At 70.7% G+C, this 25,720-nt stretch carries 21 protein-coding genes; 12 read left to right on the top strand and 9 right to left on the bottom strand.

Annotation, left to right across the window (positions count from 1 at the left end; genetic code table 11):
- Positions 1-32: 32 nt before the first annotated feature.
- Positions 33-1,079, bottom strand: coding sequence for a S66 family peptidase (locus QF030_RS12245; protein WP_307162688.1), 1,047 nt, complete (start codon positions 1,077-1,079; stop codon positions 33-35).
- A 98-nt stretch (positions 1,080-1,177) separates the two neighbouring features.
- On the opposite strand from QF030_RS12245, the gene aroQ reads away from it, so the two are divergent.
- On the top strand, positions 1,178-1,651 hold the full coding sequence (gene aroQ / locus QF030_RS12240) for a type II 3-dehydroquinate dehydratase (RefSeq protein ID WP_307162687.1): 474 nt from the start codon (positions 1,178-1,180) through the stop codon (positions 1,649-1,651).
- Positions 1,652-1,688: 37 nt separating this feature from the next.
- Here aroQ and QF030_RS12235 read toward each other — a convergent pair whose 3' ends face one another.
- The 6 genes from QF030_RS12235 to QF030_RS12210 all read right to left on the bottom strand — a co-directional run bounded on the left by QF030_RS12235 (position 1,689) and on the right by QF030_RS12210 (position 6,904).
- Entirely contained in the window at positions 1,689-2,417 is a 729-nt protein-coding gene (locus QF030_RS12235) for an amino acid ABC transporter ATP-binding protein (protein ID WP_307167545.1), read from the bottom strand.
- 98 nt (positions 2,418-2,515) lie between these two features.
- Complete coding sequence (locus QF030_RS12230; protein ID WP_307162686.1) at positions 2,516-3,508, bottom strand: amino acid ABC transporter permease; 993 nt, start codon at positions 3,506-3,508, stop codon at positions 2,516-2,518.
- Entirely contained in the window at positions 3,505-4,389 is an 885-nt protein-coding gene (locus QF030_RS12225; protein ID WP_307162685.1) for an ABC transporter substrate-binding protein, read from the bottom strand. Before QF030_RS12225 ends, QF030_RS12230 begins: the two co-directional genes overlap by 4 nt.
- Before the next feature lie 352 nt (positions 4,390-4,741).
- Positions 4,742-5,239: a hypothetical protein gene (locus tag QF030_RS12220; protein ID WP_307162684.1), complete on the bottom strand. Its 498-nt coding sequence runs from the start codon at positions 5,237-5,239 to the stop codon at positions 4,742-4,744.
- A 312-nt stretch (positions 5,240-5,551) separates the two neighbouring features.
- Positions 5,552-6,208, bottom strand: a complete 657-nt coding sequence (locus QF030_RS12215; protein WP_307162683.1) for an MBL fold metallo-hydrolase — start codon at positions 6,206-6,208, stop codon at positions 5,552-5,554.
- Between the two features lie 9 nt (positions 6,209-6,217).
- The gene (locus QF030_RS12210; RefSeq protein WP_307162682.1) at positions 6,218-6,904 is read right to left on the bottom strand and encodes a maleylpyruvate isomerase family mycothiol-dependent enzyme; all 687 of its coding nucleotides are present in this window, start codon (positions 6,902-6,904) and stop codon (positions 6,218-6,220) included.
- A 223-nt stretch (positions 6,905-7,127) separates the two neighbouring features.
- Between QF030_RS12210 and uvrA the strand changes: the two genes are divergently transcribed.
- Positions 7,128-10,223, top strand: coding sequence for an excinuclease ABC subunit UvrA (uvrA, locus tag QF030_RS12205; RefSeq protein ID WP_307162681.1), 3,096 nt, complete (start codon positions 7,128-7,130; stop codon positions 10,221-10,223).
- A 105-nt stretch (positions 10,224-10,328) separates the two neighbouring features.
- On the opposite strand, the gene QF030_RS12200 is transcribed toward uvrA, so the two are convergent.
- Both QF030_RS12200 and QF030_RS12195 read right to left on the bottom strand, forming a co-directional pair.
- On the bottom strand, positions 10,329-11,252 hold the full coding sequence (locus QF030_RS12200; RefSeq protein ID WP_307162680.1) for a carbohydrate kinase family protein: 924 nt from the start codon (positions 11,250-11,252) through the stop codon (positions 10,329-10,331).
- 195 nt (positions 11,253-11,447) lie between these two features.
- Positions 11,448-12,416 (bottom strand): hypothetical protein, encoded by a 969-nt coding sequence (locus tag QF030_RS12195; protein ID WP_307162679.1) that lies wholly within the window; start codon positions 12,414-12,416, stop codon positions 11,448-11,450.
- Between the two features lie 306 nt (positions 12,417-12,722).
- On the opposite strand from QF030_RS12195, the gene uvrC reads away from it, so the two are divergent.
- From uvrC to QF030_RS12145, 10 genes are all read left to right on the top strand, one after another.
- Positions 12,723-14,819, top strand: coding sequence for an excinuclease ABC subunit UvrC (gene uvrC, locus QF030_RS12190; protein ID WP_307162678.1), 2,097 nt, complete (start codon positions 12,723-12,725; stop codon positions 14,817-14,819).
- Positions 14,816-15,883: an RNase adapter RapZ gene (gene rapZ, locus QF030_RS12185; RefSeq protein ID WP_307162677.1), complete on the top strand. Its 1,068-nt coding sequence runs from the start codon at positions 14,816-14,818 to the stop codon at positions 15,881-15,883. Before uvrC ends, rapZ begins: the two co-directional genes overlap by 4 nt.
- A complete protein-coding gene (locus QF030_RS12180; protein ID WP_307162676.1) occupies positions 15,880-16,947 on the top strand; it encodes a gluconeogenesis factor YvcK family protein in 1,068 nt (355 codons plus the stop codon). The genes rapZ and QF030_RS12180 overlap by 4 nt, the downstream gene beginning before the upstream one ends.
- Positions 16,938-17,927 (top strand): DNA-binding protein WhiA, encoded by a 990-nt coding sequence (gene whiA, locus QF030_RS12175; protein ID WP_020131902.1) that lies wholly within the window; start codon positions 16,938-16,940, stop codon positions 17,925-17,927. The genes QF030_RS12180 and whiA overlap by 10 nt, the downstream gene beginning before the upstream one ends.
- 144 nt (positions 17,928-18,071) lie before the next feature.
- Positions 18,072-21,026 (top strand): M14 family metallopeptidase, encoded by a 2,955-nt coding sequence (locus QF030_RS12170; protein ID WP_307162675.1) that lies wholly within the window; start codon positions 18,072-18,074, stop codon positions 21,024-21,026.
- 229 nt (positions 21,027-21,255) lie between these two features.
- Positions 21,256-22,266 (top strand): type I glyceraldehyde-3-phosphate dehydrogenase, encoded by a 1,011-nt coding sequence (gap, locus tag QF030_RS12165; protein WP_307162674.1) that lies wholly within the window; start codon positions 21,256-21,258, stop codon positions 22,264-22,266.
- 155 nt (positions 22,267-22,421) lie between these two features.
- Positions 22,422-23,633, top strand: coding sequence for a phosphoglycerate kinase (locus tag QF030_RS12160; protein WP_307162673.1), 1,212 nt, complete (start codon positions 22,422-22,424; stop codon positions 23,631-23,633).
- A 6-nt stretch (positions 23,634-23,639) separates the two neighbouring features.
- Positions 23,640-24,416: a triose-phosphate isomerase gene (gene tpiA / locus QF030_RS12155; protein WP_307162672.1), complete on the top strand. Its 777-nt coding sequence runs from the start codon at positions 23,640-23,642 to the stop codon at positions 24,414-24,416.
- A gap of 127 nt (positions 24,417-24,543) precedes the next feature.
- Positions 24,544-24,774, top strand: coding sequence for a preprotein translocase subunit SecG (gene secG / locus QF030_RS12150; RefSeq protein WP_020131907.1), 231 nt, complete (start codon positions 24,544-24,546; stop codon positions 24,772-24,774).
- Between the two features lie 211 nt (positions 24,775-24,985).
- Positions 24,986-25,321 carry an RNA polymerase-binding protein RbpA gene (locus QF030_RS12145; protein ID WP_078615979.1) on the top strand — a complete coding sequence of 112 codons (336 nt, stop codon included), beginning with the start codon at positions 24,986-24,988 and terminating at the stop codon, positions 25,319-25,321.
- The last annotated feature ends 399 nt before the right edge of the window (positions 25,322-25,720 follow it).

Genomic DNA, 25,720 nt, shown 5'->3' with positions numbered 1-25,720 from the left:
GCGTGCGGGGGCGCGGACCGCCGCGCGGGGGCTCAGTAGGTCACGGTGATGCGCCGGGCGGGACCGTCGACACGGATCGTGCCGCCGTAAGGGATGACGACCTGCGGATCGGTGTGGCCGAAGTCCACGTCGAAGACGGCCAACGTGTCGGGCGCGTACATCCGGAGGGCGCGCTCCACCGCCGCACGCTGCTCGACCGCGTAACGGGCCGCCTCCTCCGCGCCGTTGGGGTGCTCGAAGGACCAGGTCTTGGCCCGGGCCATCAGCAGCGCGGGGAAGCACCGCAGCAGACCGCGCTCGCCCATGTTGCGCAGGATCCGGAAGACCTCCGTGGCGCTCGGCAGTTCCTCCGACGTCTCCAGGACCAGCACCCCGCCGTCGTACACCGCCGGGTCGCGGGCGATCTCGCGGTCGGCCATCAGCAGCCAGGAGAGGATCTCCAGGTTGCCGCCCCAGCTGCGCCCCTCCACCACGCGTTCGGCGTTGACCCAGCTCCAGCCGGCGCCGGGCCGGGTTTCGGGCTCCGCCTCGAAGGTCGCCGGATCGGCCCAGTCGCCGTTGACGTCGTTCCACCGCTCGGCGGGCCGCAGTTCGTAGGGGCCCGAGGTGAACAGCGCGGCGCGCAGCGAGTCGGCGGTCTGCGGGTGCATGGCCCCGGGGCGTCCCAGCTCGCACATCACACTCGCGCCGTGGTAGCCGACGAGCCCGGAGTTGTACAGGAACGCCAGCAGGTTGGTGTTGTCGCTCCACCCGAAGAACGGCTTCGGGTCGGCGCGCAGCAACTCCCGGTCCAGCAGCGGCAGAACGGTGATCTGGTCCTCGCCGCCGATCGACGCGATGACCGCCCGCACGCTCGGGTCGGCGAACGCCGCGTGAATGTCGTCGGCGCGCTCCTGCGGCGTCGCCCCCATCCTGCGCGTCGCCGGGTACTCGACGGGCTCCAGACCGAACTCCTCGCGCAGCCGCTCCAGACCCAGCTCGTAGGGGCGCGGGAAGAGGCCGGGCAGGCCCGAGGAGGGCGAGACGACGGCTATGCGATCGCCGGGAGCGGGCTTCGGGGGATACGAAGGCATCGTCATGGCGGGAGGGTACGGGCTGCTGCCCTGCGGTTTCACCGTGATAAACCGGTCCGAGCGGCGGCCTTCGGCGGGTCGCCCACGAACGGACCGGAGGAACCGTGCCCCGCAGCCTGGCCAACGCCCCGATCATGATCCTGAACGGGCCCAACCTGAACCTCCTGGGCCAGCGTCAGCCGGAGATCTACGGTTCCGACACGCTCGCCGACGTCGAGGCGCTGTGCGCCGAGGCGGCGGCCGCGCACGGCGCCACCGTGGACCTCCGGCAGTCCAACCACGAGGGGCAACTGGTCGACTGGATCCACGAAGCGCGGTTGAACCACTGCGGCATCGTGATCAACCCGGGCGCCTACTCGCACACCTCGGTCGCGATCCTGGACGCCCTCAACACCTGTGACGGCCTGCCGGTGCTGGAGGTGCACATCTCCAACATCCACCAGCGCGAGTCCTTCCGGCACCACTCGTACGTCTCGCTGCGCGCCGACGGCGTCATCGCGGGCTGCGGGGTGCAGGGATACGTGTTCGGCGTGGAGCGCGTCGTCGCGCTGGCGGGGGCGGCCAGGGCGGACACGTAAGCATCGCTCTCCAGGCCGACGCCCCTTACCGCGCCCCTCAGAGGCGGCCCGCTTCCACGATCCGCCGCAGGAAGCGCCGGGTGCGCTCCTGCTGCGGGTCGCCGAAGAGCTGCTCGGGGGTGCCTCGTTCCAGCACGACGCCCGCGTCCAGAAAACAGACCTGGTCGGCGACCTCGCGCGCGAAGCCCATCTCGTGGGTGGCGAGCACCATGGTCATGCCGTCGGCCTTCAGGTCGCGGACGACGTTCAGGACCTCCCCCACCAGCTCCGGGTCGAGCGCCGCCGTGATCTCGTCGAGCAGCAGCAGCCGGGGACGCACGGCCAGCGCGCGCACGATCGCGACCCGTTGCTGCTGGCCGCCGCTGAGCCGATCGGGATACTCGTCGGCCCTGCCGGCCAGCCCGAGCCGCTCCAGGAGCTCCCTGGCGTGCTTCTCGGCCTGCGCACGGGAATCGCCGTGCACGCGGCGTGGAGCGAGCGTGATGTTCTCCAGCACCGTCATGTGCGGGAACAGGTTGTACGCCTGGAAGACGACGCCGATCCGGCGCCGTACCGCGTCCTGGTCGACGCGCGGGTCGGTGATCTCCTCGCCGTCCAGCCAGATCGCGCCGTCGTCGATGTCCTCCAGCAGGTTGGCGCAGCGCAGCAGTGTGGACTTGCCGGAGCCGGAGGCGCCGATCAGCGCCGTCACCGTGTGCGGGGCGACCTCCAGGCCGACGTCCCGCAGGACGACGGACCCGCCGAAGGTCTTGCGGACGGACTCCATCCGCAGCACCGGAGCCGGCGGTGCCGCCGGGGTCCGGGCTGTCGGGGACTGGGCTGCCGGGCTCTGTGGTGCCGGGCTCTGCGGTGCCGGAGCGTCGCTCATGTCGTTCCTCCCTGGGCCCGCTGACGGTCCATCCGGGCCGTCACCCAGTCCGTGAAGCGGGTCATCGGGATGGTCAGGGCCACGAAGACCAGCCCGGCGACGACGTACGGCGTGTAGTTCAGGCTGCGGCCCGCGATGATGTCCGCCGCGCGGACGGCGTCGATCGCGCCGCCGATCGACACGAGCCCGGTGTCCTTCTGGAGCGACACCAGGTCGTTCAGCAGCGGCGGCACCTGGCGGCGCACGGCCTGCGGGAGCACCACGAAACGCAGCGCCTGCCGGTTGCTGAGGCCCAGCGAGCGGGCCGCGGCGCGCTGGGAGGGGTGCACGGACTCGATGCCCGCGCGGAACACCTCGGCGACGTAAGCCGAGTACGTCAGCGTCAGTGCCGTGCCGCCCAGGAGTACGGGGTCGACGGTCACGCCCTGGAGCCGCAGCGCCGGGACGCCCAGCACCACGATCATCAGGTTGATGATCAGCGGCAGACCGCGGAAGAAGTCCGTGTACGCCGCCGCCAGCACCCGCAGCGGGAAGAACACGGGCCCGCGCAGGGTGCGGGCCACGGCGATGAGCATGCCGAGGACGAGCACGGCGGCCCCGCAGACCAGCAGCAGCCTGACGTTCAGCCAGAGCCCTTCGAGAACCTTGGGGAACGCCTCGCGCGCGTACTGCCCGTCGAAGAACGTCTCCTTGGTGCGCGGCCAGCCGGGCGCGCCGACGACCACCAGGTAGAGGACGGCGCCCGTGACCAGCGTCGACAGCGCGGCGATGGCCGTGGCGCGGCGGGCACGCGTGCGCTGGTGGCGTTCGCGCTCCAGCCGCCGCTGCGAGGGGACGTAGCCGTCGTCGGGGGCGCCCTTGCCGCTCCCGGACGCGCCGTCCCCGGACGGGCCGTCCGAGGCATACGAGCCGCCCGGGGCCCGCGAGGTGTCCTCGCCGTCCTCGTCGTCCGCGCCTTCCCGCCCCGACTCGTCCTCGGTGACCGTCACTTGAGCACCGGGGCGTCGACGGCGTCGGAGAGCCACTGCTGCTCGATCTTCGCCAGGGTGCCGTTCTCGCGGAGCGCGTCCACGGCCCCGGTCACGCAGGAGGTGAGCGCGCTGCCCTTGTCGAGCACGAGCCCGAACTGCTCGGGTGAGCCGCCCTGGTTCTCGAACTGACCGACGATCTCGGCGTCCGTGACCTCGGCGGACGTGATGTAGAACGCGGTCGGCAGGTCGGTGACGACGGCGTCGACCTGACCGTTCTTCAGCGCGGACTTGGCCTGGTCGTTCTTGGCGTACACGGCCGCCTGTACGGTCGGCTTCACCACGTCGTCGATGTAGTCGAGGCTGGTCGTGCCGACCTGGGCGCCCAGCTTGAGGCCCCTGAGGTCCGCGACGCTCGTCGCCGCGGCGGCCTTCGTGCCCTTCAGGGCGATGACGGCCTGGCGCACGTCGTAGTAGCCGGACGAGAAGTCCACGGCCTTCTTGCGTTCGTCGCTGATCGACACCTGGTTGATGTCGAAGTCGAAGGTCTTCGCGCCCGGCGCGAAGGCCTTGTTGAACGGCACGCTCTGCCAGACCACGGCGCTCTTGTCGTAACCGAGCTGCTCCGCCACGGCGTAAGCCACCGCCGACTCGAAACCCTCGCCGTTGGCCGGCTTGCCGTCCTTGAACCACGGCTCGTACGCGGGCTCGTCGGTCGCGATGGTCAGCTTGCCGGACGTCCGGGTGGCCAGCCCGCCCTTGACGCAGGTGTTCGCACGCGAACCGGAAGGCGTCGACGCCGCCTTGTCCTCCGGCTGAGGGGCACAGCCGACAGCGGTCGCGAGCAGGGCCACGGTGGCGCCGGCGACGACGCGGCGCAGTACAGGAAGGGCGAGGTGCATGGCGGGAGAGTGGCAGCGAAACCCCTGCTTGTCGAGGTCGCACCATGACCTGTCCGCATACTGGGAGCGGGTGTTGCGTTCTCGTGAACGGGCGCCGCGGACCGCCTGGGCCGCCGGCCGAGGACGGGGATCGTGGGCCGGCGGCCCGACCCGCGACGGAGCCGTCGTCCCGCGCGGAACCGCTGCCGGTCGACCGCGCCACCACACCCGCCGCAGCGCGTGCGGAGGACCGGCGCGTGCGCACGATGCACACGGGGCGCGCCGTCACCGACGCGCGCCCCTGGAGGACTCGTCGCGGTGGCGCGCGCCGCCCTGCGCTCGTCCTGCCGGGAGGCTGTGACAGCCGGTCCCGTCAGTAGTTCGCGTTGGCGAGGATTTCGCCGTCCTTGTCGTACACGGTCACCAGGCCGTTGTCGGATTCGTAGCACGACGTGAACGCGCTCGCGATCAGCTTGCCTTCGCCCTGGTTCGGTCCCATCAGTCCCCCCGTGAAGTCGGTGAACACCTCGGGGGCGTCGAGGATGTTGTTCCGCTTGTCCGCGCCGGTGACCTTCGTGACGTGCTTGATGGCGGCCTTCTCCGTGGCGGTGCCGGTCTTGGCCACGCAAGCCTGGAACGCCCCGGCCTGGCTCAGCCCGGCCGGACCCGCCTCCTGCGCCGGCGCCTCCTCGGCCCCGTCCGTCCCGGCGGGCGCGGTGGCGGTGACGGCCTTGTCCTTGTTGCTGTTGTCGGTGGAGTCGCCGTCGCCGCCGCTCGCCGCGATGGCGACGACGACGAACAGGCCGATGATGCCGAGGCAACCGAGACCGGCGATCTTGCCGACGCTGCGCTTCTTGGGCGGCGTGGGCATCGGAGGTCCGTAGCCCGGCTGTTGAGGCGGGTACGGCTGCTGCGGGTACTGCCGGCTCATGGTGCCCCCGAAGGATCGCGTGTCGTCTTGCAGGTCCTACGGGCGGGGGACCGGTGTGGTTACACGCATATCGGAAACCTCACTCGTTCGTGGCGAGTGAGAATCCACCACTACCGGGAGACAGGGGGAGAGGCCGGGCAGGGCGACGGCGCGGCGCCCGCCGGGCGTCTCATGGGAGCCCGGCGAGGCGCCGAGGCCTGTACCCGCGGCACCCACCGGGTGGTGATTCGGATTCTCGACGGGACGGGTCGGCTACCAGCCGCGCGCGTGCCACTCCGGAAGGTGCGGCCGCTCCGCGCCCAGCGTGGTGTCGTTGCCGTGGCCCGGATAGACCCAGGTCTCGTCCGGCAGCACGTCGAAGATCTTCGTCTCGACATCGTGGATCAGGCTGGCGAAGGCCTCCGGGTCCTCACGGGTGTTGCCCACCCCGCCGGGGAAGAGGCAGTCGCCCGTGAACACGTGGGGGTGGCCGTGCGGGTCGTCGTAGACCAGGGCGATCGAGCCGGGCGTGTGCCCCACGAGATGGCGCGCGGTGAGCTCCACGTCGCCCACCCGGATGACGTCGCCGTCGTCGACCGGGACGTCGGTCGCCACGGGGATGCCCTCGGCGTCCTCCCGGCCGGCGTAGGTACGCGCGCGCGTGGCCGCCACGACCTCGGCGAGCGCCTGCCAGTGGTCGCCGTGCTGGTGGGTGGTGACGACGGACGCGATGCCGTCGTCACCGATCGTGCCGAGCAGGGCGTGCGCGTCGTTGGCCGCGTCGATCAGCAACTGTTCGTCCGTGGCGCGGCAGCGCAGGAGATAGGCGTTGTTGTTCATCGGACCGACCGCGATCTTGGTGATCATCAGGTCCTTGAGCTCGTGCACGTCCGCCGGTCCGCCGACCGTCACCTCACCGCTGTACGTCATGGCGGCAGCCTATAGCGGCGGAAGGGCCGGCAGCGGCCCGCCGTCCGTCGTCAGCCCCGAGCCGTCCCGGCGCCCGGAGAGCCAGCCCAGGAGGTCCGCCGGGGCGCCGGTGACGGTCACCTCGGGCCGGTCGGCCGCGCGGCCCGTGAGCCACGCGCGGGGGCCGTCCGTCAGGCGCGTCGGCGGCACCTCGTCCCGCCCGGTGAACCGCTCCGCGAGGAACTCGATCTCCCGCGCGGTGAACTCCTCCGGCAGGTCCTCCAGCTCGTAGCCGATGCCGAGGTCCACGTGGTGCAGCTCCACCTCCACCCACCGCCGGAACGGCACCCGGGCCGCCGCGTCGACGACCCCGTTGCGCAGCTCCACCGTGCGCGACCAGTCCGCGGGCGCGGCTCCCGTCGCCTGGAAGCGGGCCGCGCTCTCCCGTACGTCCGTGAGCTGGACGTCCAGGGGGCGCGGGGCGTCCCGCTCGATGTCGGCGTCACGGACATGGGCGTCGGCGTACATGGGGCGGCCCTCGAGGACGTTCGCGAGGGCGTCCGCGTTGCGGGCGATGTGAGCCAGGACATGTCCGCGACTCCAGCCGGGCAGGCGTGACGGCCCGGCCGCCGACGCGTTGTCCAGTTTGGCGACTGCGGTGAGGAGCCGCTCCGTCGCGTCACGTACAGACTCCAGGTCATGAGCGTGATCAATCATGGTGCTGACCCTAGCCTCGCCACCCCTTCGGGTGAAGGTGGTCGACCGAGCCCGCTAGTCGAATGCGCGTGCTATAAGGTCGGTGGCGGCGTCGGGCATGCTGGAAGGCCGGGGATTGTTGTGAACCGGTGAATCCCGACCGGCGTTGTCAGTGGCTCGCCCTAGTCTGGAAAAGACGGGGGCCCCGCCCCTGTCACTTCTCTCAAGAAAGGTGCGGACCGGCGTGGCCGACCGTCTCATCGTCCGTGGCGCGCGCGAGCACAACCTCAAGAATGTCTCGCTCGACCTGCCTCGCGACTCGCTCATCGTCTTCACGGGCCTGTCGGGGTCGGGCAAGTCCTCGCTGGCCTTCGACACCATCTTCGCCGAGGGCCAGCGGCGCTACGTCGAGTCCCTCTCGTCGTACGCCCGGCAGTTCCTCGGCCAGATGGACAAGCCGGACGTCGACTTCATCGAGGGTCTCTCGCCGGCCGTCTCCATCGACCAGAAGTCGACCTCGCGCAACCCGCGCTCCACGGTCGGCACCATCACCGAGGTCTACGACTACCTGCGCCTGCTCTTCGCGCGCATCGGCAAGCCGCACTGTCCCGAGTGCTCCCGGCCGATCACCCGCCAGTCGCCGCAGGCCATCGTCGACAAGGTCCTGGAGCTGCCCGAGGGAAGCCGCTTCCAGGTGCTGTCGCCGCTGGTGCGCGAGCGCAAGGGGGAGTTCGTCGACCTGTTCGCCGACCTCCAGACCAAGGGCTACTCCCGCGCGCGGGTCGACGGCGAGACGATCCAGCTGTCCAGCCCGCCCACGCTGAAGAAGCAGGAGAAGCACACCATCGAGGTGGTCATCGACCGCCTCACGGTGAAGGAGTCCGCCAAGCGCCGGCTCACCGACTCGGTGGAGACCGCCCTCGGCCTCGCCGGCGGCATGGTCGTGCTCGACTTCGTCGACCTCCCCGAGGGCGACCCCGAGCGCGAGCGCATGTACTCGGAGCACCTGTACTGCCCGTACGACGACCTGTCCTTCGAGGAGCTGGAGCCCCGCTCCTTCTCCTTCAACTCGCCCTTCGGCGCCTGCCCCGAGTGCTCCGGCATCGGTACGCGCATGGAGGTCGACCCCGAGCTGATCGTCCCGGACGAGGACAAGTCCCTCGACGAGGGCGCCATCCACCCCTGGTCGCACGGCCACACCAAGGACTACTTCGGCCGGTTGATCGGCGCCCTCGCGGACGCGCTCGGCTTCCGTACGGACATCCCCTTCGCGGGGCTGCCGCTGCGTGCCAGGAAGGCGCTGCTGCACGGCCACAAGACGCAGATCGAGGTCCGCTACCGCAACAGGTACGGGCGCGAGCGCGTCTACACGACCCCCTTCGAGGGCGCCCTCCCGTTCGTGAAGCGCCGGCACGGCGAGGCCGAGAGCGACGCCAGCCGTGAGCGCTTCGAGGGCTACATGCGCGAGGTGCCCTGCCCCACCTGTGAGGGCACGCGCCTGAAGCCGCTCGTCCTCGCGGTCACGGTCATGGGGAAGTCCATCGCCGAGGTCTCCGGGATGTCCATCAGCGACTGCGCGGACTTCCTGGGCGAGCTGAAGCTCGACGCCCGCGACAAGAAGATCGCCGAGCGGGTCCTGAAGGAGGTCAACGAGCGACTGCGGTTCCTCGTCGACGTAGGCCTGGACTACCTCTCGCTCAATCGCGCGGCCGGCACGCTCTCCGGCGGCGAGGCCCAGCGCATCCGCCTGGCCACCCAGATCGGCTCCGGCCTCGTCGGTGTCCTCTACGTGCTCGACGAGCCGTCCATCGGACTGCACCAGCGCGACAACCACCGGCTGATCGAGACCCTGGTCCGGCTGCGGGACATGGGCAACACGCTGATCGTCGTCGAGCATGACGAGGACACGATCAAGGTCGCCGACTGGATCGTCGACATCGGTCCCGGCGCCGGCGAGCATGGCGGCAACGTCGTGCACAGCGGCGGCCTCAAGGAACTGCTCGCCAACCCCGATTCGCAGACCGGGCAGTACCTGTCGGGCAAGAAGGCCATTCCGGTGCCCGACATCCGGCGCCCGCAGGACCCGTCCCGCCGGCTCACCGTCCACGGCGCCCGGGAGAACAACCTCCAGGACATCGACGTGTCCTTCCCGCTGGGCGTGTTCACCGCGGTCACCGGTGTGTCCGGCTCCGGCAAGTCGACGCTGGTCAACGACATCCTGTACACGCACCTGGCCCGCGAACTGAACGGCGCGAGGAACGTGCCAGGGCGGCACACGCGCGTGGACGGCGACGACCTCGTCGACAAGGTCGTGCACGTCGACCAGTCGCCCATCGGCCGCACCCCGCGTTCCAACCCGGCCACGTACACCGGTGTCTTCGACCACGTCCGCAAGCTCTTCGCGGAGACCACCGAGGCGAAGGTCCGCGGCTATCTGCCCGGCCGCTTCTCCTTCAACGTCAAGGGCGGTCGCTGCGAGAACTGCGCGGGCGACGGCACGATCAAGATCGAGATGAACTTCCTGCCGGACGTCTACGTCCCGTGCGAGGTCTGCCACGGCGCCCGCTACAACCGGGAGACCCTGGAGGTCCACTACAAGGGCAAGTCCATCGCCGACGTCCTGAACATGCCGATCGAGGAGGCGACGGAGTTCTTCGAGGCCGTCCCCGCGATCGCCCGTCACCTCAACACCCTGAAGGACGTCGGCCTCGGCTACGTCCGGCTCGGCCAGTCCGCGACCACCCTGTCGGGCGGTGAGGCCCAGCGTGTGAAGCTCGCCAGCGAGCTCCAGCGCCGCTCCACGGGCCGCACGGTCTACGTCCTGGACGAGCCGACGACGGGTCTGCACTTCGAGGACATCAGCAAGCTCCTCAAGGTGCTCGCCGGCCTGGTCGACAAGGGCAACACGGTCATCGTCATCGAGCACAACCTCGACGTCATCAAGACCGCCGACTGGGTCGTCGACATGGGTCCCGAGGGCGGCGCCGGTGGTGGCCTCGTCATCGCCGAGGGCACGCCGGAGGAGATCGCCGGAGTGTCGACCAGCCACACCGGCAAGTTCCTGCGGGAGGTTCTCGGCGCCGACCGGATCAGCGACGCGGCTCCGGTGAAGGCCCCGCGCAAGACGGTGGCGAAGAAGACGGTCGCCGCGAAGACGACGCCGCGCAAGACCGCGACCGCCCGGACGACGGCCGCCAAGACGGCCACGGCCGCCAAGACGGCCACGACCAAGACGGCCGCGAGCAAGACGACGGCCGCGAACAACACGGCGGCCAAGAAGGCCGCCGCGGCGACGAAGGCGACACCCGCCAAGAAGGCCGCACGGGCCCGCAAGGCCTGACGGGACCCGGGACGCGATCCCGGCGACCTGCGTGAACGGTACGGCGCCTCGCGGGAACTCTCCCGCGAGGCGCCGTCCGTCGTTGCACCGACCGTCCGCCCGGCGCTAGGACAGGTCCGGGAAGCCGCCCAGTTCGAAGGCGTACGGCGGCTCCGCGCCGGCCCGGGAGCAGGTGATCGCCGCCGCGCGGGCGGCGAACCGCAGCAACTGTTCCCAGCCTGGGGCGTCCAGCTCCGCGAGCCCCGCCGGGGACAGGGCGTCCCGCGCCGCGAGGCCGTGCAGCAGAGCCGCGTTCACGGTGTCACCGGCGCCGATGGTGTCCACGACGTCCACCTGCTCGCCCGGCACCGAGTACACGGCCCCGCCTCGGGTGAAGGCGGTCAGCCCGTCGCCGCCCTGGGTGATCACGACGGCCGAGGGGCCCGCGGACAGCCACTCGCGCGGGGTGCCGCCGAGCCACCGGGCGTCCTCCTCGGAGAGCTTGAGCAGGGACACCGAGGGCAGCCAGCTCTTGAAGCGGGCCCGGTAGGCGTCGGCGTCCGGGATCAGCCCGGCCCGGATGTTCGGGTCGAGCGCCGTGAACAGCCCCCGGGCGGAGGCGGTCCGCATCAGCTCCTCGTACGCGCTCGCCCCCGGTTCGAGGACGAGGGAGCAGGTGCCGAACGACACCGCGCGCGTACCCGCGGGCCATGCGTCCGGGGCCGTGAACAGGCGGTCGGCGGTGCCGTCGACGTAGAAGGAGTAGGCGGCCGAACCGTGCCCGTCGAGGGTGGCGACCGCGAGCGTGGTCGGTTCCGGGCCACGCTGCACCGCTGACACGTCCACGCCCGAGTCCCGCAGCCCGGCGAGCAGCGCCTCGCCGAAGGCGTCGAGCGAGGTGCGCGAACAGAAGGCGGTGGGGGAGCCCAGGCGGCCGAGGGCGACGGCCGTGTTGTAGGGACCGCCGCCGCGGGCCGGCCGGAGCCCCGCGAGGGCGCCCGCGCCCTGCGGTACCAGGTCGATCAGGGCCTCACCGGCGACGACGATCACGGGGCGATTCCTTTCGCTGGCTTTCTGCGACTGCTCGGACCGTGCTCGCGGGGCAGCGGCACGAGGTGCGACGGACGAGGGAGCGGGTGAGCCGCAGGCCGGGAAGCTACCCCATTTCGGAGCCGCGCGTAAAAGCCCCCGGCGAGGGCTCTGGGGGGCCGTCGAAGCCTGCCGGGGGCCGTGGACGGCCGCCGTTCACTCCCAGTCCCAGCCGATGCCGACCATGCCGGACCGGACCCGCGGTTCCACGAGGTGCACCGAACGGTGCCGGCCGCTGAGCGGCAGCTCCTGTCGGCCGCCGCGCGGGGCCGCCGCCGAGTGCTGGGTGAACCGGTGGCAGCGCACGGGCACGGCGTGCTCGGCGAAGCGGACCTGGAGGGCGTACTGGCCGCCCGCGGAGCCGAAGCCGCGGACGTACTCACGGGACACGTCGGCCGTGCCGTCCTCGACGGCGTACCGGAAGAGGAAGGTGTCGCCGGCCCTCAGCCGGGTGTCGAAGAGGAGCTCGGCCACCAGCACTCCGGTGTCGTGGTGGCGGCGGACCCGGCCGGCCCGGCAGTTCTCCAGAGCGTGCACCGTCATGCGTTCCGGGGCGCAGCCCGGATCACCGTGATGGACGGCCACGAAGCGGTCGACGCCGTCGCGGTGGGCGCGCACGATGTGCTGCGACTCGCGTCCCGCGAGCTCGCGGCGCGGTCCGATGCGGACCCGCTCATGGTGCCCCAGGGTGTGCAGACCCCCGTCGACGGGGCACTCCAGTTCGCCGAGCAGCTGTTCGAGAATGCCGGAGGCCTGCAGGAGCGAGCGGTAGGAGCGGCCTGCGGACTGCCCGGACACCGTGCCGTCGTCGCCGCCCTCGGGCGCGGCCAGCAGCCGGATCAGGGACTCGTCCGGCAGGTGCAGGATCTCCTCCAGCGCACGCACGGCGCGCAGCGACTCGGGCCGCTGCGGTCGCCGGGCGCCCTGCTGCCAGTAGCTCAGACTGGTCACGCCCACTTTCACCCCGTACCGCGACAGATGGTGCTGGACGCGTTGCAGGGGCAGGCCACGGGCGGCGATCGCGGCACGCAGCGCCACATGGAAAGGGCCTCCGCGCAGGGCCGTGTCCAGTTCCGCGGAGACGGCGTCGAGGGAGGCGTCCGCGTGCTGTGTGGCGTGCGGCATGCAGGGGCCTTTCTGTGAATGCTCACGACGGCTGGTCGGACCGTTCGTGTGGGTGGTCGGGGCCTTCCCGGCGTCGCCGGCGCTCCTTCACATCCGTAGGGCGGCCCTCAGGGCCCGAGTCCCCCCGCATTGAAGCGTGTTGACCAAGCCCCGACAACACCTGATGCCCGAGTGGCACGTGCGTGTGGCCGAGTCGATGCCTTCGGGTCCGGGCGCCGCCGCCCCGCTCGTCCACAGCCCTCCCGGACACCCGGCCGTCGTCCACGGCCCGCCGGAGTGTCACCCCGCGCCAGTAGGGTGTGAGACATGGCCGACCCCTCCAGCTACCGCCCCAAGCCGGGACAGATCCCGGACTCCCCAGGGGTGTACCGATTCCGCGACGAGCACCGCCGGGTGATCTACGTCGGAAAGGCGAAAAGCCTGCGTCAGCGCCTGGCGAACTACTTCCAGGACCTGTCCGGCCTCCACCCGCGCACCCGCACCATGGTGACCACGGCCGCGTCGGTGGAGTGGACGGTGGTGTCCACGGAGGTCGAGGCGCTCCAGCTGGAGTACTCCTGGATCAAGGAGTACGACCCCCGGTTCAACGTCAAGTACCGCGACGACAAGAGCTATCCCTACCTCGCGGTGACGATGAACGAGGAGTTCCCGCGCGTCCAGGTGATGCGCGGCCACAAGAAGAAGGGCGTCAGGTATTTCGGACCGTACGCGCACGCGTGGGCGATCCGGGACACCGTCGACCTGCTGCTGCGGGTCTTTCCCGTGCGCACCTGCTCCGCCGGCGTCTTCAAGAACGCCGCCCGCACCGGCCGGCCCTGTCTGCTCGGCTACATCGGCAAGTGCTCCGCGCCCTGCGTCGGCCGGGTCTCCGCCGACGAGCACGGTGAGCTGTCCGAGGAGTTCTGCGACTTCATGGCGGGCCGCACCGGCGCCTACCTGCGCCGGCTGGAGAAGCAGATGGTGGAGGCGGCCGAGGCGATGGAGTACGAGCGGGCCGCCCGCCTGCGTGACGACATCGAGGCCCTGAAGAAGGCCATGGAGAAGAACGCGGTCGTGCTCGCGGACGCGACCGACGCCGACCTGATCGCGGTCGCCGAGGACGAGCTGGAGGCGGCCGTCCAGATCTTCCACGTCCGCGGCGGACGCGTACGCGGCCAGCGCGGCTGGGTGACCGACAAGGTCGAGGACGTCACGACCGGCGCCCTCGTCGAGCACGCCCTCCAGCAGCTGTACGGCGAGGAGCGGGGCGACTCCGTCCCCAAGGAGGTCCTGGTCCCCGCCCTGCCCGAGCCCGTCGAACCGGTCCAGGAGTGGCTCACCGGGCGCCGCGGGTCCAACGTGTCGCTGCGCATCCCGCAGCGGGGCGACAAGAAGGCCCTGATGGAGACCGTCGCGCGCAACGCGCAGCAGGCGCTCGTCCTGCACAAGACCAGGCGTGCCTCCGACCTGACCACGCGTTCGCGCGCGCTGGAGGAGATCGCCGAGGCCCTCGACCTGGACAGTGCGCCGCTCCGGATCGAGTGCTACGACATCTCGCACCTGCAGGGCGACGACGTGGTGGCCTCCATGGTCGTCTTCGAGGACGGCCTCCAGCGCAAGAGCGAGTACCGCCGCTTCCAGATCAAGGGCTTCGAGGGCCAGGACGACGTCCGTTCCCTGCACGAGGTGATCACCCGCCGCTTCAGGCGCTACCTCGCCGAGAAGGAGCGGACGGGGGAGTGGGCCGACGGCGAGGACCCGCTCGCCGACGCCGGTGCCACGACGCTCGCCGACGCCGGCGAGGCGCCCCTCACCAGCAGCCTCAAGGACGACGAGGGCCGCCCCAAGCGCTTCGCCTACCCGCCTCAGCTCGTCGTCGTCGACGGCGGACAGCCGCAGGTCGCGGCGGCCAAGCGGGCGCTGGACGAGCTCGGCATCGACGACATCGCGGTCTGCGGCCTCGCCAAGCGCCTGGAAGAGGTCTGGGTGCCGGACGACGACGACCCGGTCGTCCTGCCCCGCAGCAGCGAGGGCCTCTATCTGCTCCAGCGCGTCCGCGACGAGGCCCACCGCTTCGCCATCACCTACCAGCGCACCAAGCGGGCCAAGCGCTTCCGCGCCGGCCCCCTGGACGAGGTGCCCGGCCTCGGCGAGACCCGCAAGCAGGCACTGATCAAGCACTTCGGCTCGGTGAAGAGGCTGCGGGCCGCGACGATCGAGCAGATCTGCGAGGTTCCGGGCATAGGCCGCAAGACGGCCGAGACCATCGCCGCGACCCTCGCCCGGGCGGCACCGCCCGCCCCCGCCGTGAACACGGCGACCGGAGAGATCATTGATGATGAGGAACCCGATACGAAGGCGGGTTCCCCCGGGGATCCCGTGACGACGGGCGCCCCGGAAGAACCACGGGGGCAGGAGACATGACCGAGCACGACGCACACCCCACGGCGGAGCAGGAACAGGCGCCCACTACTGTGCCCACAGCCGCGTCCCAGCAGGGACCCGGGGAACCGGGCGAGGATTCCACCACGCACCACGCGGTCCCCGACAGCCCTCAGCAAGAAGTACGCCAGGAAGACGGAGCACAGGTGAGTACGGACGTCACGCCGCCCGGGATCCCCGATGCGGCCATCCCCGAGCTGGTGATCATCTCCGGCATGTCCGGGGCCGGCCGCTCGACGGCAGCCAAGTGTCTGGAGGACCTCGGCTGGTTCGTCGTCGACAACCTCCCGCCCGCCCTCATCCCCACCATGGTGGAGCTGGGCGCCCGCTCCCAGGGCAACGTGGCGCGGATCGCGGTCGTCGTCGACGTCCGCGGCAGGCGCTTCTTCGACAACCTCCGTGAGTCCCTCGCCGACCTCGAGGCGAAGGGGGTCACCCGGCGGATCGTCTTCCTGGAGTCCTCCGACGACGCCCTGGTGCGCCGCTTCGAGTCCGTACGCCGCCCGCACCCCCTCCAGGGGGACGGCCGCATCGTCGACGGCATCGACGCCGAGCGCGAGCTGCTGCGCGAGCTGCGCGGCGACGCCGACCTGGTGATCGACACCTCCAGCCTCAACGTGCACGAGCTGCGCGCCAAGATGGACGCCCAGTTCGCCGGTGACGAGGAGCCCGAGCTGCGGGCCACCGTGATGTCCTTCGGCTTCAAGTACGGCCTGCCGGTCGACGCCGACCTGGTCGTGGACATGCGCTTCCTGCCCAACCCGCACTGGGTCCCGGAGCTGCGCCCGTACACCGGCCTCAACGAGGAGGTGTCGGCGTACGTCCTCAACCAGCCCGGCGCCAAGGAGTTCCTCGACCGGTACGCCGAGCTCCTCCAGCTGGTTGCCGCGGGCTACCGCCGGGAGGGCAAGCGCTATGTGACCATCGCGGTCGGCTGTACGGGCGGCAAGCACCGCTCGGTGGCCATGTCGGAGAAGCTCGCCGCGCGTCTCGCGGGCGAGGGCGTGGAGACGGTGGTCGTGCACCGGGACATGGGACGGGAATGACGGGACGTTCTCCACGGCTCGGCCGACTGCGCAGGACCGCCCCCGACGGGCGTGTGGTCCGGCCGGTCGAGGCACGCGGCGGCAAACCGCGCCGCCGCGGCACCCAGCCCAAGGTCGTCGCCCTCGGCGGCGGCATGGGACTGTCCGCGTCGCTGACCGCGCTGCGCCGGATCACCGGCGACCTCACCGGTGTCGTCACGGTGGCCGACGACGGCGGCTCCAGCGGACGGCTGCGCGAGGAGCTGGGCGTGCTGCCGCCCGGTGACCTGCGCAAGGCGCTGGCCGCGCTGTGCGGTGACGACGACTGGGGCCAGACCTGGGCCCGGGTCATCCAGCACCGTTTCCAGTCGCAGGGCGAGATCAACGGCCATGCGGTGGGCAATCTGCTGATCGTCGCCCTGTGGGAGCAGCTCGGCGATCACGTGATGGCTCTGGACCTGGTCGGCAAGCTGCTCGGCGCGCAGGGGCGGGTGCTGCCCATGTCCGCCGTACCGCTGGAGCTCCAGGCGCTGGTCAAGGGACACGATCCGGAGCGGCCGGACGACGTCGACACCGTCCGGGGACAGGCCACCGTGGCGCTGACGCCCGGCGAGGTGCAGTCCGTGCACCTGGTGCCGCACGACCCGCCGGCCGTCCCGGAGGCGGTCGACGCCGTCCTGGACGCCGACTGGGTGGTGCTCGGGCCCGGCTCCTGGTTCTCCTCGGTCATGCCGCACCTGCTGGTGCCGGATCTGCTGGACGCCCTCGTGGAGACGAAGGCGCGCCGGGTGCTCTCTTTGAACCTCGCCCCGCAGCCCGGAGAAACCGACGGCTTCTCCCCGCAGCGTCATTTGGAGGTTTTGGGACGACACGCCCCTAAACTCGCCCTGGACGTGGTGCTGGCCGATGTGGCCGCCGTGCCCGACCGCGACTCGCTGACCGACGCCGCCAAGAGGTTCGGGGCCGCGGTCGAGCTGGCGCCGGTGGCACGGCCCGACGGAACCCCGAGGCACGACCCGGAGCTGTTGGCCGCCGCGTACGACCGTATTTTTCGGATGCATGGAAGGATCGGCCCATGGCGATGACGGCAGCGGTGAAGGACGAGATCTCCCGGCTTCCCGTCACCCGGACCTGCTGCAGAAAGGCGGAGGTCTCCGCCGTTCTGCGGTTCGCCGGCGGCCTCCACCTGGTGAGCGGGCGGATTGTGATCGAGGCGGAGCTGGACACCGCGATGGCGGCCCGCCGGCTCAAGCGGGACATCCTGGAGATCTTCGGCCACAGCTCGGAGCTGATCGTGATGGCCCCGGGCGGGCTGCGCCGCGGCTCGCGCTATGTGGTGCGGGTGGTCGCGGGCGGCGACCAGCTGGCCCGGCAGACGGGACTCGTCGACGGCCGGGGCCGCCCGATCCGGGGGCTGCCCCCGCAGGTGGTCTCCGGCGCGACCTGCGACGCGGAGGCGGCCTGGCGCGGGGCCTTCCTGGCGCACGGCTCGCTCACCGAGCCCGGCCGCTCGTCCTCCCTGGAGGTGACCTGCCCGGGCCCGGAGGCCGCGCTCGCGCTGGTCGGCGCCGCCCGCCGGCTGTCCATCGCCGCGAAGGCCCGTGAGGTGCGCGGGGTCGACCGGGTCGTGGTCCGGGACGGCGACGCGATCGGCGCGCTGCTCACCCGGCTGGGTGCGCACGAGTCGGTGCTGGCCTGGGAGGAGCGCCGGATGCGCCGCGAGGTGCGGGCCACGGCGAACCGGCTCGCGAACTTCGACGACGCGAACCTGCGCCGCTCGGCGCGTGCGGCCGTGGCCGCCGGGGCCCGCGTCCAGCGCGCCCTGGAGATCCTCGGCGACGAGGTGCCCGAGCACCTCGCGGCGGCCGGCCGGCTCCGCATGGACCACAAGCAGGCCTCCCTGGAGGAGCTGGGCGCGCTCGCCGACCCGCCGCTGACGAAGGACGCGGTCGCCGGACGGATCCGGCGGCTGCTGGCGATGGCCGACAAGCGGGCCTCCGACCTCGGCATCGCCGGCACGGACGCCAACCTCAGCGACGAGCTCGCCGACAACCTGGTCGGCTGATCACGCCTCAGAACGCCGGTGGTGTCGCCCGTTTGGGCGACACCACCGGCGTTTGCGTGGCTTTGAGGCGCTCTTGACTGGATCATGAACTGTCATGAGCCTGGCAGAGTTCGCTGCTGGGGCGAACTCAGGCTAGGGGGGTTCATGAGACGAAGAGCGAGATCGATCCTCGCTGTCGGCGCGCTGCTGCTCGGCGGAGCGGCACTCGCACCCATCGCCCAGGCACAGCCCGGCACCACGCCGGAACCCGACGCGGACGAGGTCAAGGTCTTCCGCGCGGAGGTCACCAAGCAGCAGGTACCCCTGCTGCTGGCGGCCGGCCAGGACGGTCACGAACTCAGTGAGCAGGCGCCCGAGAAGGGCACCGCGACGGTCGAGGTCTACCTCACCGACAAGCAGGCGAAGAAGCTCGGGAAGCAGGGCGTCGCCCTCACGGAGCACACCCTTTCGGCCAAGGCGGAGAGCCGTGTGGAGGCCGCCGCCGACGGTGTGTTCCGGCCGTACAGCGGCAGCGGCGGGCTCCGGGAGGAGATCCTCCGCACCGCCCAGGAGAACCCGGGCCTCACCAAGGTCGTGTCCATCGGCAGGACGGTCGAGGGCCAGGACATCCTCGCGCTCAAACTGACCAGGGACGCGAAGAAGTCCAAGGACGGCTCCAAGCCGTCGGTCCTCTACATGTCCAACCAGCACGCGCGGGAGTGGATCACCCCGGAGATGACCCGGCGGCTGATGCACCACTACCTGGACAGCTACAGGACCGACCGGCGCGTGAAGAGGATCGTCGACTCCAGCGAGCTGTGGTTCGTCCTGTCGGCCAACCCCGACGGCTACGACTACACCTTCGACAACGCCGACAACCGCCTCTGGCGCAAGAACCTGCGGGACGTCAACGGCGACGGCGCGATCTCCACCGGCGACGGCGTCGACCTCAACCGCAACTTCCCCTACAAGTGGGGCTACGACGACGAGGGTTCGTCCCCGAACCCGACCAGTCAGACCTACCGCGGCGCGAGTCCCGCCTCCGAACCCGAGACCCGGGCGCTCGACGCCTTCGAGAAGCGGATCGGGTTCACGTACGGCATCAACTACCACTCCGCCGCCGAGCTGCTGCTCTACGGCGTCGGCTGGCAGGTCGCCACCGACACCCCGGACGACGTCGCCTACAAGGCGCTCGCCGGCACCCCCGACAACTCCGCGGTCCCGGGCTACCACCCGCAGGTCTCCTCGGAGTTGTACACGACGAACGGCGAGGCCGACGGGCACGCGGCGAACGTCAACGGCACGGCGATGTTCACCCCCGAGATGTCGACCTGCCAGACCGCCTCGGCCGTCGACCCGAACGACCAGTGGAACGCCTCCGACTGCCAGTCGGTCTTCAACTTCCCGGACGACGAGAAGCTGATCCAGGACGAGTTCGCCAAGAACGTCCCGTTCGCGCTCTCCGTGGCGGAGTCCGCCGCGCAGCCCGACCAGCCGAAGTCCTCGGTCGGGCTGGCCGCCGCCGACTTCACCCCGGCGCCGTTCACCACCTCGTACGCGCGCGGCGCCGACCAGGAGGTCTCCGTCGTCGTACGCAAGGCGATCCGCGACAAGGAGCTCAAGTACCGGGTCAACGGCGGCCGTACCCGGGACCGGGCGCTCAAGGCCTGGAAGGGCGGCGAGACCTTCGGCGGTGACGACAACCTCTACTACGACGAGTACCGGGCGAAGGTGCGGGACGGCGGACCGGGCGACAAGGTCGAGGTGTGGTTCACGGGCGAGACCGAGAACGGCAAGAAGGTCTCCAGCGCGCACTTCACCTACACGATCGCCGCGCGGGCCGGGGCGGACACCCTCGTCGTGGCCGAGGAGGGCACGGCTGCCACCCAGGCGCAGACCTACGTCGACGCGCTGAGGGCCAACGGCCGCAAGGCGATCGTCTGGGACGTCGCCACCCAGGGCGCGCCCGACGCGCTCGGCGTGCTGAGCCACTTCGGCACGGTCGTCCACTACACGGGCGCCGGCGTCCCCGGCAATCCGACCCAGCTCGAGCTGCGCGCCTTCCTCAACGAGGGCGGCAAGCTGATCGAGGCGGGCGAGCTGGCCGGCGGCAACGTCGACCTCGGTGACGGCACCCCGTCGAACGACTTCAGCCAGTACTACCTGGGCGCCTACTCCCGCACCTCGACCCCGGGCGCCACCGGCTTCACGGGCTCCGGCGGGCTCGCCGGTGCCGGCGGGGCCCTCGGCCCGGCGGCCGGCAACCCGCTCGACAGGGCGGGCACCTACGGCGTCACCTCGGACGAGCTGCCCGCCTCCGCGTACCCGCAGTTCGCCAGCGCGGGCGCCGGCCGGTTCGCCGGGACGGTCAACCCTTACGGGCCGTACACGGGCTCGTACATGGCCGCCGCCGTACACACCGACGACGCCTACAAGCGCCTCACCCGCACCATCGACCTCAGTGGTGTCGGCGCGGCGAGCAAGCCGACCCTGCGCACCCAGCTGCTGTGGGACACCGAGCCCGGCTACGACAACGCGATCGTCGAGATCCACACGGTCGGCGCCGACGACTGGACGACGCTCCCCGAGGCCGGCGGCGCCGGCAGCACCGCAGTGCCCGCGGAGTGCGGCGGCGGCTTCTACATCGGCGAGCACCCGTGGCTGCGGCACTACCTCACCCTCGGCTCGGGCGACTGCGCGGCGACCGGCACCACCGGCTCCTGGAACGCCCTCACCGGCGCCTCCAGCGGCTGGCAGCAGGTGAACTTCGACCTGAGCGGTTACGCGGGCAAGCAGGTCGAGGTCTCGATCGCCTATGTCACCGACCCCGGCAGCGGCGGCCACGGCGTCCTCGCGGACGACGCCTCGCTGGTCGTCGGCGGTACCGCCACCGGGACCGAGGGCTTCGAGACCTCGCTGGGCGCCTGGCGGGTCGCGGGTCCGCCCGCGGGCAGCCCGACCGTCCTGAAGGACTGGACGCGCACCGGCGCCCTGTTCCAGACGTACGGAGCGGTCACCACCGAGGACACCGTGCTGCTGGGCTTCGGCCTGGAGCACGTGACCGCGGCGGCCGACCGGATCGCGCTCATCGGAAAGGCCCTCGCCTCACTTGAGGACTGAGGGACCGCGGTCAACTCCGCGTGACGGTTCGTAACCGGATCGAGCGACCGGGCCTTCCGGTCCGGGCGGTCCGTACCCCTACTGGCGGGTACGGACCGCCCTGCCGTGTATGGGCGAAGTCGATGTCACTCCGGCGGCCTCGGAGAGGTAGGGTCGTGGGTGGTCGGGGACATCCCAAATACAGCTCGCCGGCACCGCATAGCCGGCGTACCAACGAGGAGATCGGTTCGTGACGATCCGCGTAGGCATCAACGGCTTTGGCCGCATCGGTCGTAACTACTTCCGCGCGCTGCTGGAGCAGGGTGCTGACATCGAGATCGTGGCTGTCAATGACCTGGGTGACACCGCGACCACCGCACATCTGCTCAAGTACGACACCATCCTGGGCCGCCTGAAGGCCGAGGTGTCGCACACCGCCGACACGATCACCGTCGACGGTCGCACCATCAAGGTGCTGTCCGAGCGCAACCCGGCGGACATCCCGTGGGGCGACCTGGGCGTCGACATCGTGATCGAGTCGACCGGCATCTTCACCAAGAAGGCCGACGCCGAGAAGCACATCGCAGGCGGCGCCAAGAAGGTCCTGATCTCGGCTCCGGCCAAGGACGAGGACATCACGATCGTGATGGGCGTCAACCAGGACAAGTACGACGCGGCCAACCACCACGTCATCTCCAACGCCTCCTGCACCACCAACTGTGTGGCGCCGATGGCCAAGGTCCTCGACGAGAACTTCGGCATCGTCAAGGGTCTGATGACGACGGTCCACGCGTACACCAACGACCAGCGCATCCTGGACTTCCCGCACTCGGACCTGCGCCGCGCCCGCGCCGCCGCCGAGAACATCATCCCGACCACGACGGGCGCCGCCAAGGCCACCGCCCTGGTGCTCCCGCAGCTCAAGGGCAAGCTGGACGGCATCGCCATGCGCGTCCCGGTCCCGACCGGCTCGGCCACCGACCTGGTCGTGACGCTCCAGCGCGAGGTCACCAAGGACGAGGTCAACGCCGCGTTCAAGAAGGCCTCCGAGGACGGCGACCTCAAGGGCTACCTGACCTACACCGAGGACCCGATCGTCTCCTCGGACATCGTCGGCGACCCGGCTTCCTGCACCTTCGACTCCTCCCTGACCATGGTCCAGGAGGGCAACTCGGTGAAGATCCTCGGCTGGTACGACAACGAGTGGGGCTACTCCAACCGCCTCGTCGACCTGACCGTCTTCGTCGGCAACCAGCTCTGATCGTCGGATCAGGCACCTTGATGTGAGTGCAGGGCTCGGGCGGCGCAGGGACGCGCCGCCCGAGCCCTGACGCACGTACGGATCAGCCTTCTTCACGGTTGCCGGCGATCACGAGCGATCACGAGCACCACGAGCTTTCCTCAGGAGCCCCCGTAATGAAGACGATCGACGAACTTCTGGCCGAAGGCGTCGCAGGCAAGCGGGTCTTCGTCCGCGCCGACCTCAACGTGCCGCTCGACAGCGGCACCATCACCGACGACGGCCGTATCCGCGCCGTCCTGCCCACCGTCAAGGCCCTCGCGGACGCGGGCGCCAAGGTGGTCGTCGCCTCGCACCTGGGCCGCCCCAAGGGTGCGCCGGACCCCGCCTTCTCCCTCGCCCCCGCCGCCGACCGGCTGGGCGAGCTCCTCGGCTCCGCCGTGGCCTTCGCGACCGACACGGTCGGCGAGTCCGCCCGGTCCACGGTCGCGGGCCTCACCGACGGCCAGGTCGCCGTCATCGAGAACCTGCGCTTCAACGCGGGCGAGACCAGCAAGGACGACGCGGAGCGTGGCGCCTTCGCCGACAGCCTCGCCGAACTCGCCGACCTCTACGTCGGTGACGGCTTCGGCGCGGTGCACCGCAAGCACGCCTCCGTCTACGACCTCCCGGCACGCCTGCCGCACGCGGCCGGCTTCCTGATCGCCACCGAGGTCGGCGTCCTGAAGAAGCTCACCGAGGACGTCAAGCGGCCCTACGTCGTCGCCCTCGGCGGCGCCAAGGTCTCCGACAAGCTCGCCGTCATCGACCAGCTGCTCGGCAAGGCCGACCGCATCCTCATCGGCGGCGGCATGGCCTACACCTTCCTCAAGGCCCAGGGGCACGAGATCGGCATCTCGCTCCTCCAGGAGGACCAGCTCCCGGCCGTGCGGGAGTACATCGAGCGCGCGGAGCGGACCGGCGTCGAGCTGGTCCTGCCCGTCGACGTCCTCGTCTCCGCCGGGTTCCCTGACCTGAAGGCCAAGGCCCCGACGGACTTCGCCACCGTCGCCGCGGGCGAGATCCCCGGTGGCCAGATGGGGCTGGACATCGGTCCCGAGTCCCGCAAGCTTTACGCCTCGAAGCTCGCCGACGCCGGCACCGTCTTCTGGAACGGCCCCATGGGCGTCTTCGAACACCCCGACTACGCCGAGGGCACCAAGGCGGTCGCCCAGGCCCTCATCGAATCCCCGGCCTTCACGGTCGTCGGCGGCGGAGACTCCGCCGCGGCCGTCCGGCTCCTGGGCTTCGACGAGAACGCATTCGGCCACATCTCGACCGGTGGCGGCGCCTCCCTCGAATACCTCGAGGGCAAGACGCTCCCCGGCCTCGCCGCACTGGAGGGCTGACCCCGCATGACCACTCGCACGCCGCTGATGGCGGGCAACTGGAAGATGAACCTCAACCACCTCGAGGCCATCGCCCACGTCCAGAAGCTCGCTTTCGCCCTGTCCGACAAGGACCACGAGGCCGTCGAGGTCGCCGTCCTGCCGCCCTTCACCGACCTGCGCTCCGTGCAGACCCTGGTCGACGGCGACAAGCTGAAGATCAAGTACGGCGCCCAGGACATCTCGGCGCAGGACTCCGGCGCCTACACCGGCGAGATCTCCGGCTCGATGCTCGCCAAGCTGAAGTGCACGTTCGTGGCGATCGGCCACTCCGAGCGCCGTCAGTACCACAACGAGACCGACGAGCTCGTGAACGCCAAGGTCAAGGCCGCCTACAAGCACGGCCTGACCCCGATCCTGTGTGTCGGTGAGGAGCTGGACGTCCGCGAGGCGGGCAACCACGTCTCCCACACCCTCACCCAGGTCGAGGGCGGTCTGAAGGACCTCCCGGCCGAGCAGGCCGAGACGATCGTGATCGCCTACGAGCCCGTCTGGGCCATCGGCACCGGCAAGGTGTGCGGTGCCGAGGACGCGCAGGAGGTCTGCGCCGCCATCCGCGGCAAGATCGCCGAGCTCTACACCCAGGAGCTGGCCGACAAGGTCCGCATCCAGTACGGCGGCTCCGTGAAGTCCGGCAACGTCGCCGAGATCATGGCGCAGGCCGACATCGACGGCGCGCTCGTCGGCGGTGCTTCGCTGGACGCCGACGAGTTCGTCAAGATCGTGCGCTTCCGCGACCAGTGATCCGAGCTGTGAGTATGCGGTAGCGGCGATCCGTCGTACCCTTGCGGGGGCATAGCGGTTGTCGCTATGCCCCCGTCGTTCGTCCGAGTCGTTATCCGAATCCGAGGAAGTTGGTCCAGCCGTGGTTTTGGGGTTCTCGATCGCCCTGATCGTCTTCAGCCTGCTGCTGATGCTGCTGGTGCTGATGCACAAGGGGAAGGGCGGCGGTCTCTCCGACATGTTCGGTGGCGGCATGCAGTCCTCCGTCGGCGGTTCCTCGGTCGCCGAGCGCAACCTCGACCGCATCACCGTCGTCATCGGTCTGCTGTGGTTCGCCTGCATCATCGTTCTCGGCATCGTGATGAAGACGAACAGCTGATCAGCTTCGCACAGTCACACACATTCCGGTACGTATGGCCCCATGTTCGGTACGCGCAGCTGAGCGCGGCCTATCATGGGGCTTGCGTCTAGGTGTGGGAGCTGTAACTCCAATCACTGGACGCGCGTTGGGCCTTACGTAGACTGAGGCGCTCGCAGCGAAGCGAAACGCCGACTCGCTTTGCGGCACCATCACGCAGGGAGTTACGACCGTGGCAAGTGGCAACGCGATCCGAGGAAGCCGGGTCGGGGCGGGGCCGATGGGCGAGGCCGAGCGGGGCGAGTCCGCGCCGCGTCTGCGCATCTCCTTCTGGTGCTCCAACGGACACGAGACGGTGCCCAGCTTCGCCAGCGACGCGCAGGTTCCCGAGACCTGGGACTGCCCGCGCTGCGGCTTTCCCGCGGGGCAGGACCGGGACAACCCACCGGACCCGCCGCGCACCGAGCCCTACAAGACCCACCTCGCCTATGTGCGGGAGCGCCGCAGCGACGCGGACGGCGAGGCGATCCTCGCCGAGGCGCTCGCCAAACTGCGGGGCGAGATCTAACGACCGGGTCCGGCCGGGCACCCGAGGGTGCCCGGCCGGACGTGTGTCGCGCACGGGCGGCTGTCCGCCCGCGGGCCGTCCGTCAGCGGACCGCCCGTCGGCGGTGTCTTCCACGCGCCCGCGCGGCGCGCCTCCGTCCTCATCGGGGCCCTCGGCGGGGCCCGCGACTGCCTGACGACCGGTCACCACCCGTCCGCCTCCGCCTGGCGGACCGTTCGCGCCGCTAGGGCGAGGCAGCCCCTCCCGGTTCGTGCTCGCCGCCGCCGCGTTGATACCCGCGGGCCAGGTGGACGTACCTGTTGTCGCCCCGTACGACCGTGGCACGTCGGCTCGTCCGACGCGCTGATCAACTAGGTTGGAACCGGCGGGGCAAGGCGTGCGCAGCACGGACAGATGAGG

The sequence above is a fragment of the Streptomyces rishiriensis genome, from assembly GCF_030815485.1.
Taxonomy (GTDB): domain Bacteria; phylum Actinomycetota; class Actinomycetes; order Streptomycetales; family Streptomycetaceae; genus Streptomyces; species Streptomyces rishiriensis_A.
Note: the sequence above shows the minus strand (reverse complement) of the source record. Positions and strands in the feature narration are given on the sequence as shown.

Excerpts from the sequence above, each read along its gene's own strand:
- QF030_RS12245 (WP_307162688.1), bottom strand. The coding sequence starts at position 1,079 with ATGACGATGCCTTCGTATCCCCCGAAGCCCGCTCCCGGCGATCGCATA.
- QF030_RS12235 (WP_307167545.1), bottom strand. The coding sequence starts at position 2,417 with ATGGAGTCCGTCCGCAAGACCTTCGGCGGGTCCGTCGTCCTGCGGGAC.
- QF030_RS12225 (WP_307162685.1), bottom strand. The coding sequence starts at position 4,389 with ATGCACCTCGCCCTTCCTGTACTGCGCCGCGTCGTCGCCGGCGCCACC.
- QF030_RS12220 (WP_307162684.1), bottom strand. The coding sequence starts at position 5,239 with ATGCCCACGCCGCCCAAGAAGCGCAGCGTCGGCAAGATCGCCGGTCTC.
- QF030_RS12215 (WP_307162683.1), bottom strand. The coding sequence starts at position 6,208 with ATGACGTACAGCGGTGAGGTGACGGTCGGCGGACCGGCGGACGTGCAC.
- QF030_RS12210 (WP_307162682.1), bottom strand. The coding sequence starts at position 6,904 with ATGATTGATCACGCTCATGACCTGGAGTCTGTACGTGACGCGACGGAG.
- QF030_RS12195 (WP_307162679.1), bottom strand. The coding sequence starts at position 12,416 with ATGCCGCACGCCACACAGCACGCGGACGCCTCCCTCGACGCCGTCTCC.
- uvrC (WP_307162678.1), top strand. The coding sequence starts at position 12,723 with ATGGCCGACCCCTCCAGCTACCGCCCCAAGCCGGGACAGATCCCGGAC.
- rapZ (WP_307162677.1), top strand. The coding sequence starts at position 14,816 with ATGACCGAGCACGACGCACACCCCACGGCGGAGCAGGAACAGGCGCCC.
- QF030_RS12180 (WP_307162676.1), top strand. The coding sequence starts at position 15,880 with ATGACGGGACGTTCTCCACGGCTCGGCCGACTGCGCAGGACCGCCCCC.
- whiA (WP_020131902.1), top strand. The coding sequence starts at position 16,938 with ATGGCGATGACGGCAGCGGTGAAGGACGAGATCTCCCGGCTTCCCGTC.
- QF030_RS12170 (WP_307162675.1), top strand. The coding sequence starts at position 18,072 with ATGAGACGAAGAGCGAGATCGATCCTCGCTGTCGGCGCGCTGCTGCTC.
- QF030_RS12160 (WP_307162673.1), top strand. The coding sequence starts at position 22,422 with ATGAAGACGATCGACGAACTTCTGGCCGAAGGCGTCGCAGGCAAGCGG.
- tpiA (WP_307162672.1), top strand. The coding sequence starts at position 23,640 with ATGACCACTCGCACGCCGCTGATGGCGGGCAACTGGAAGATGAACCTC.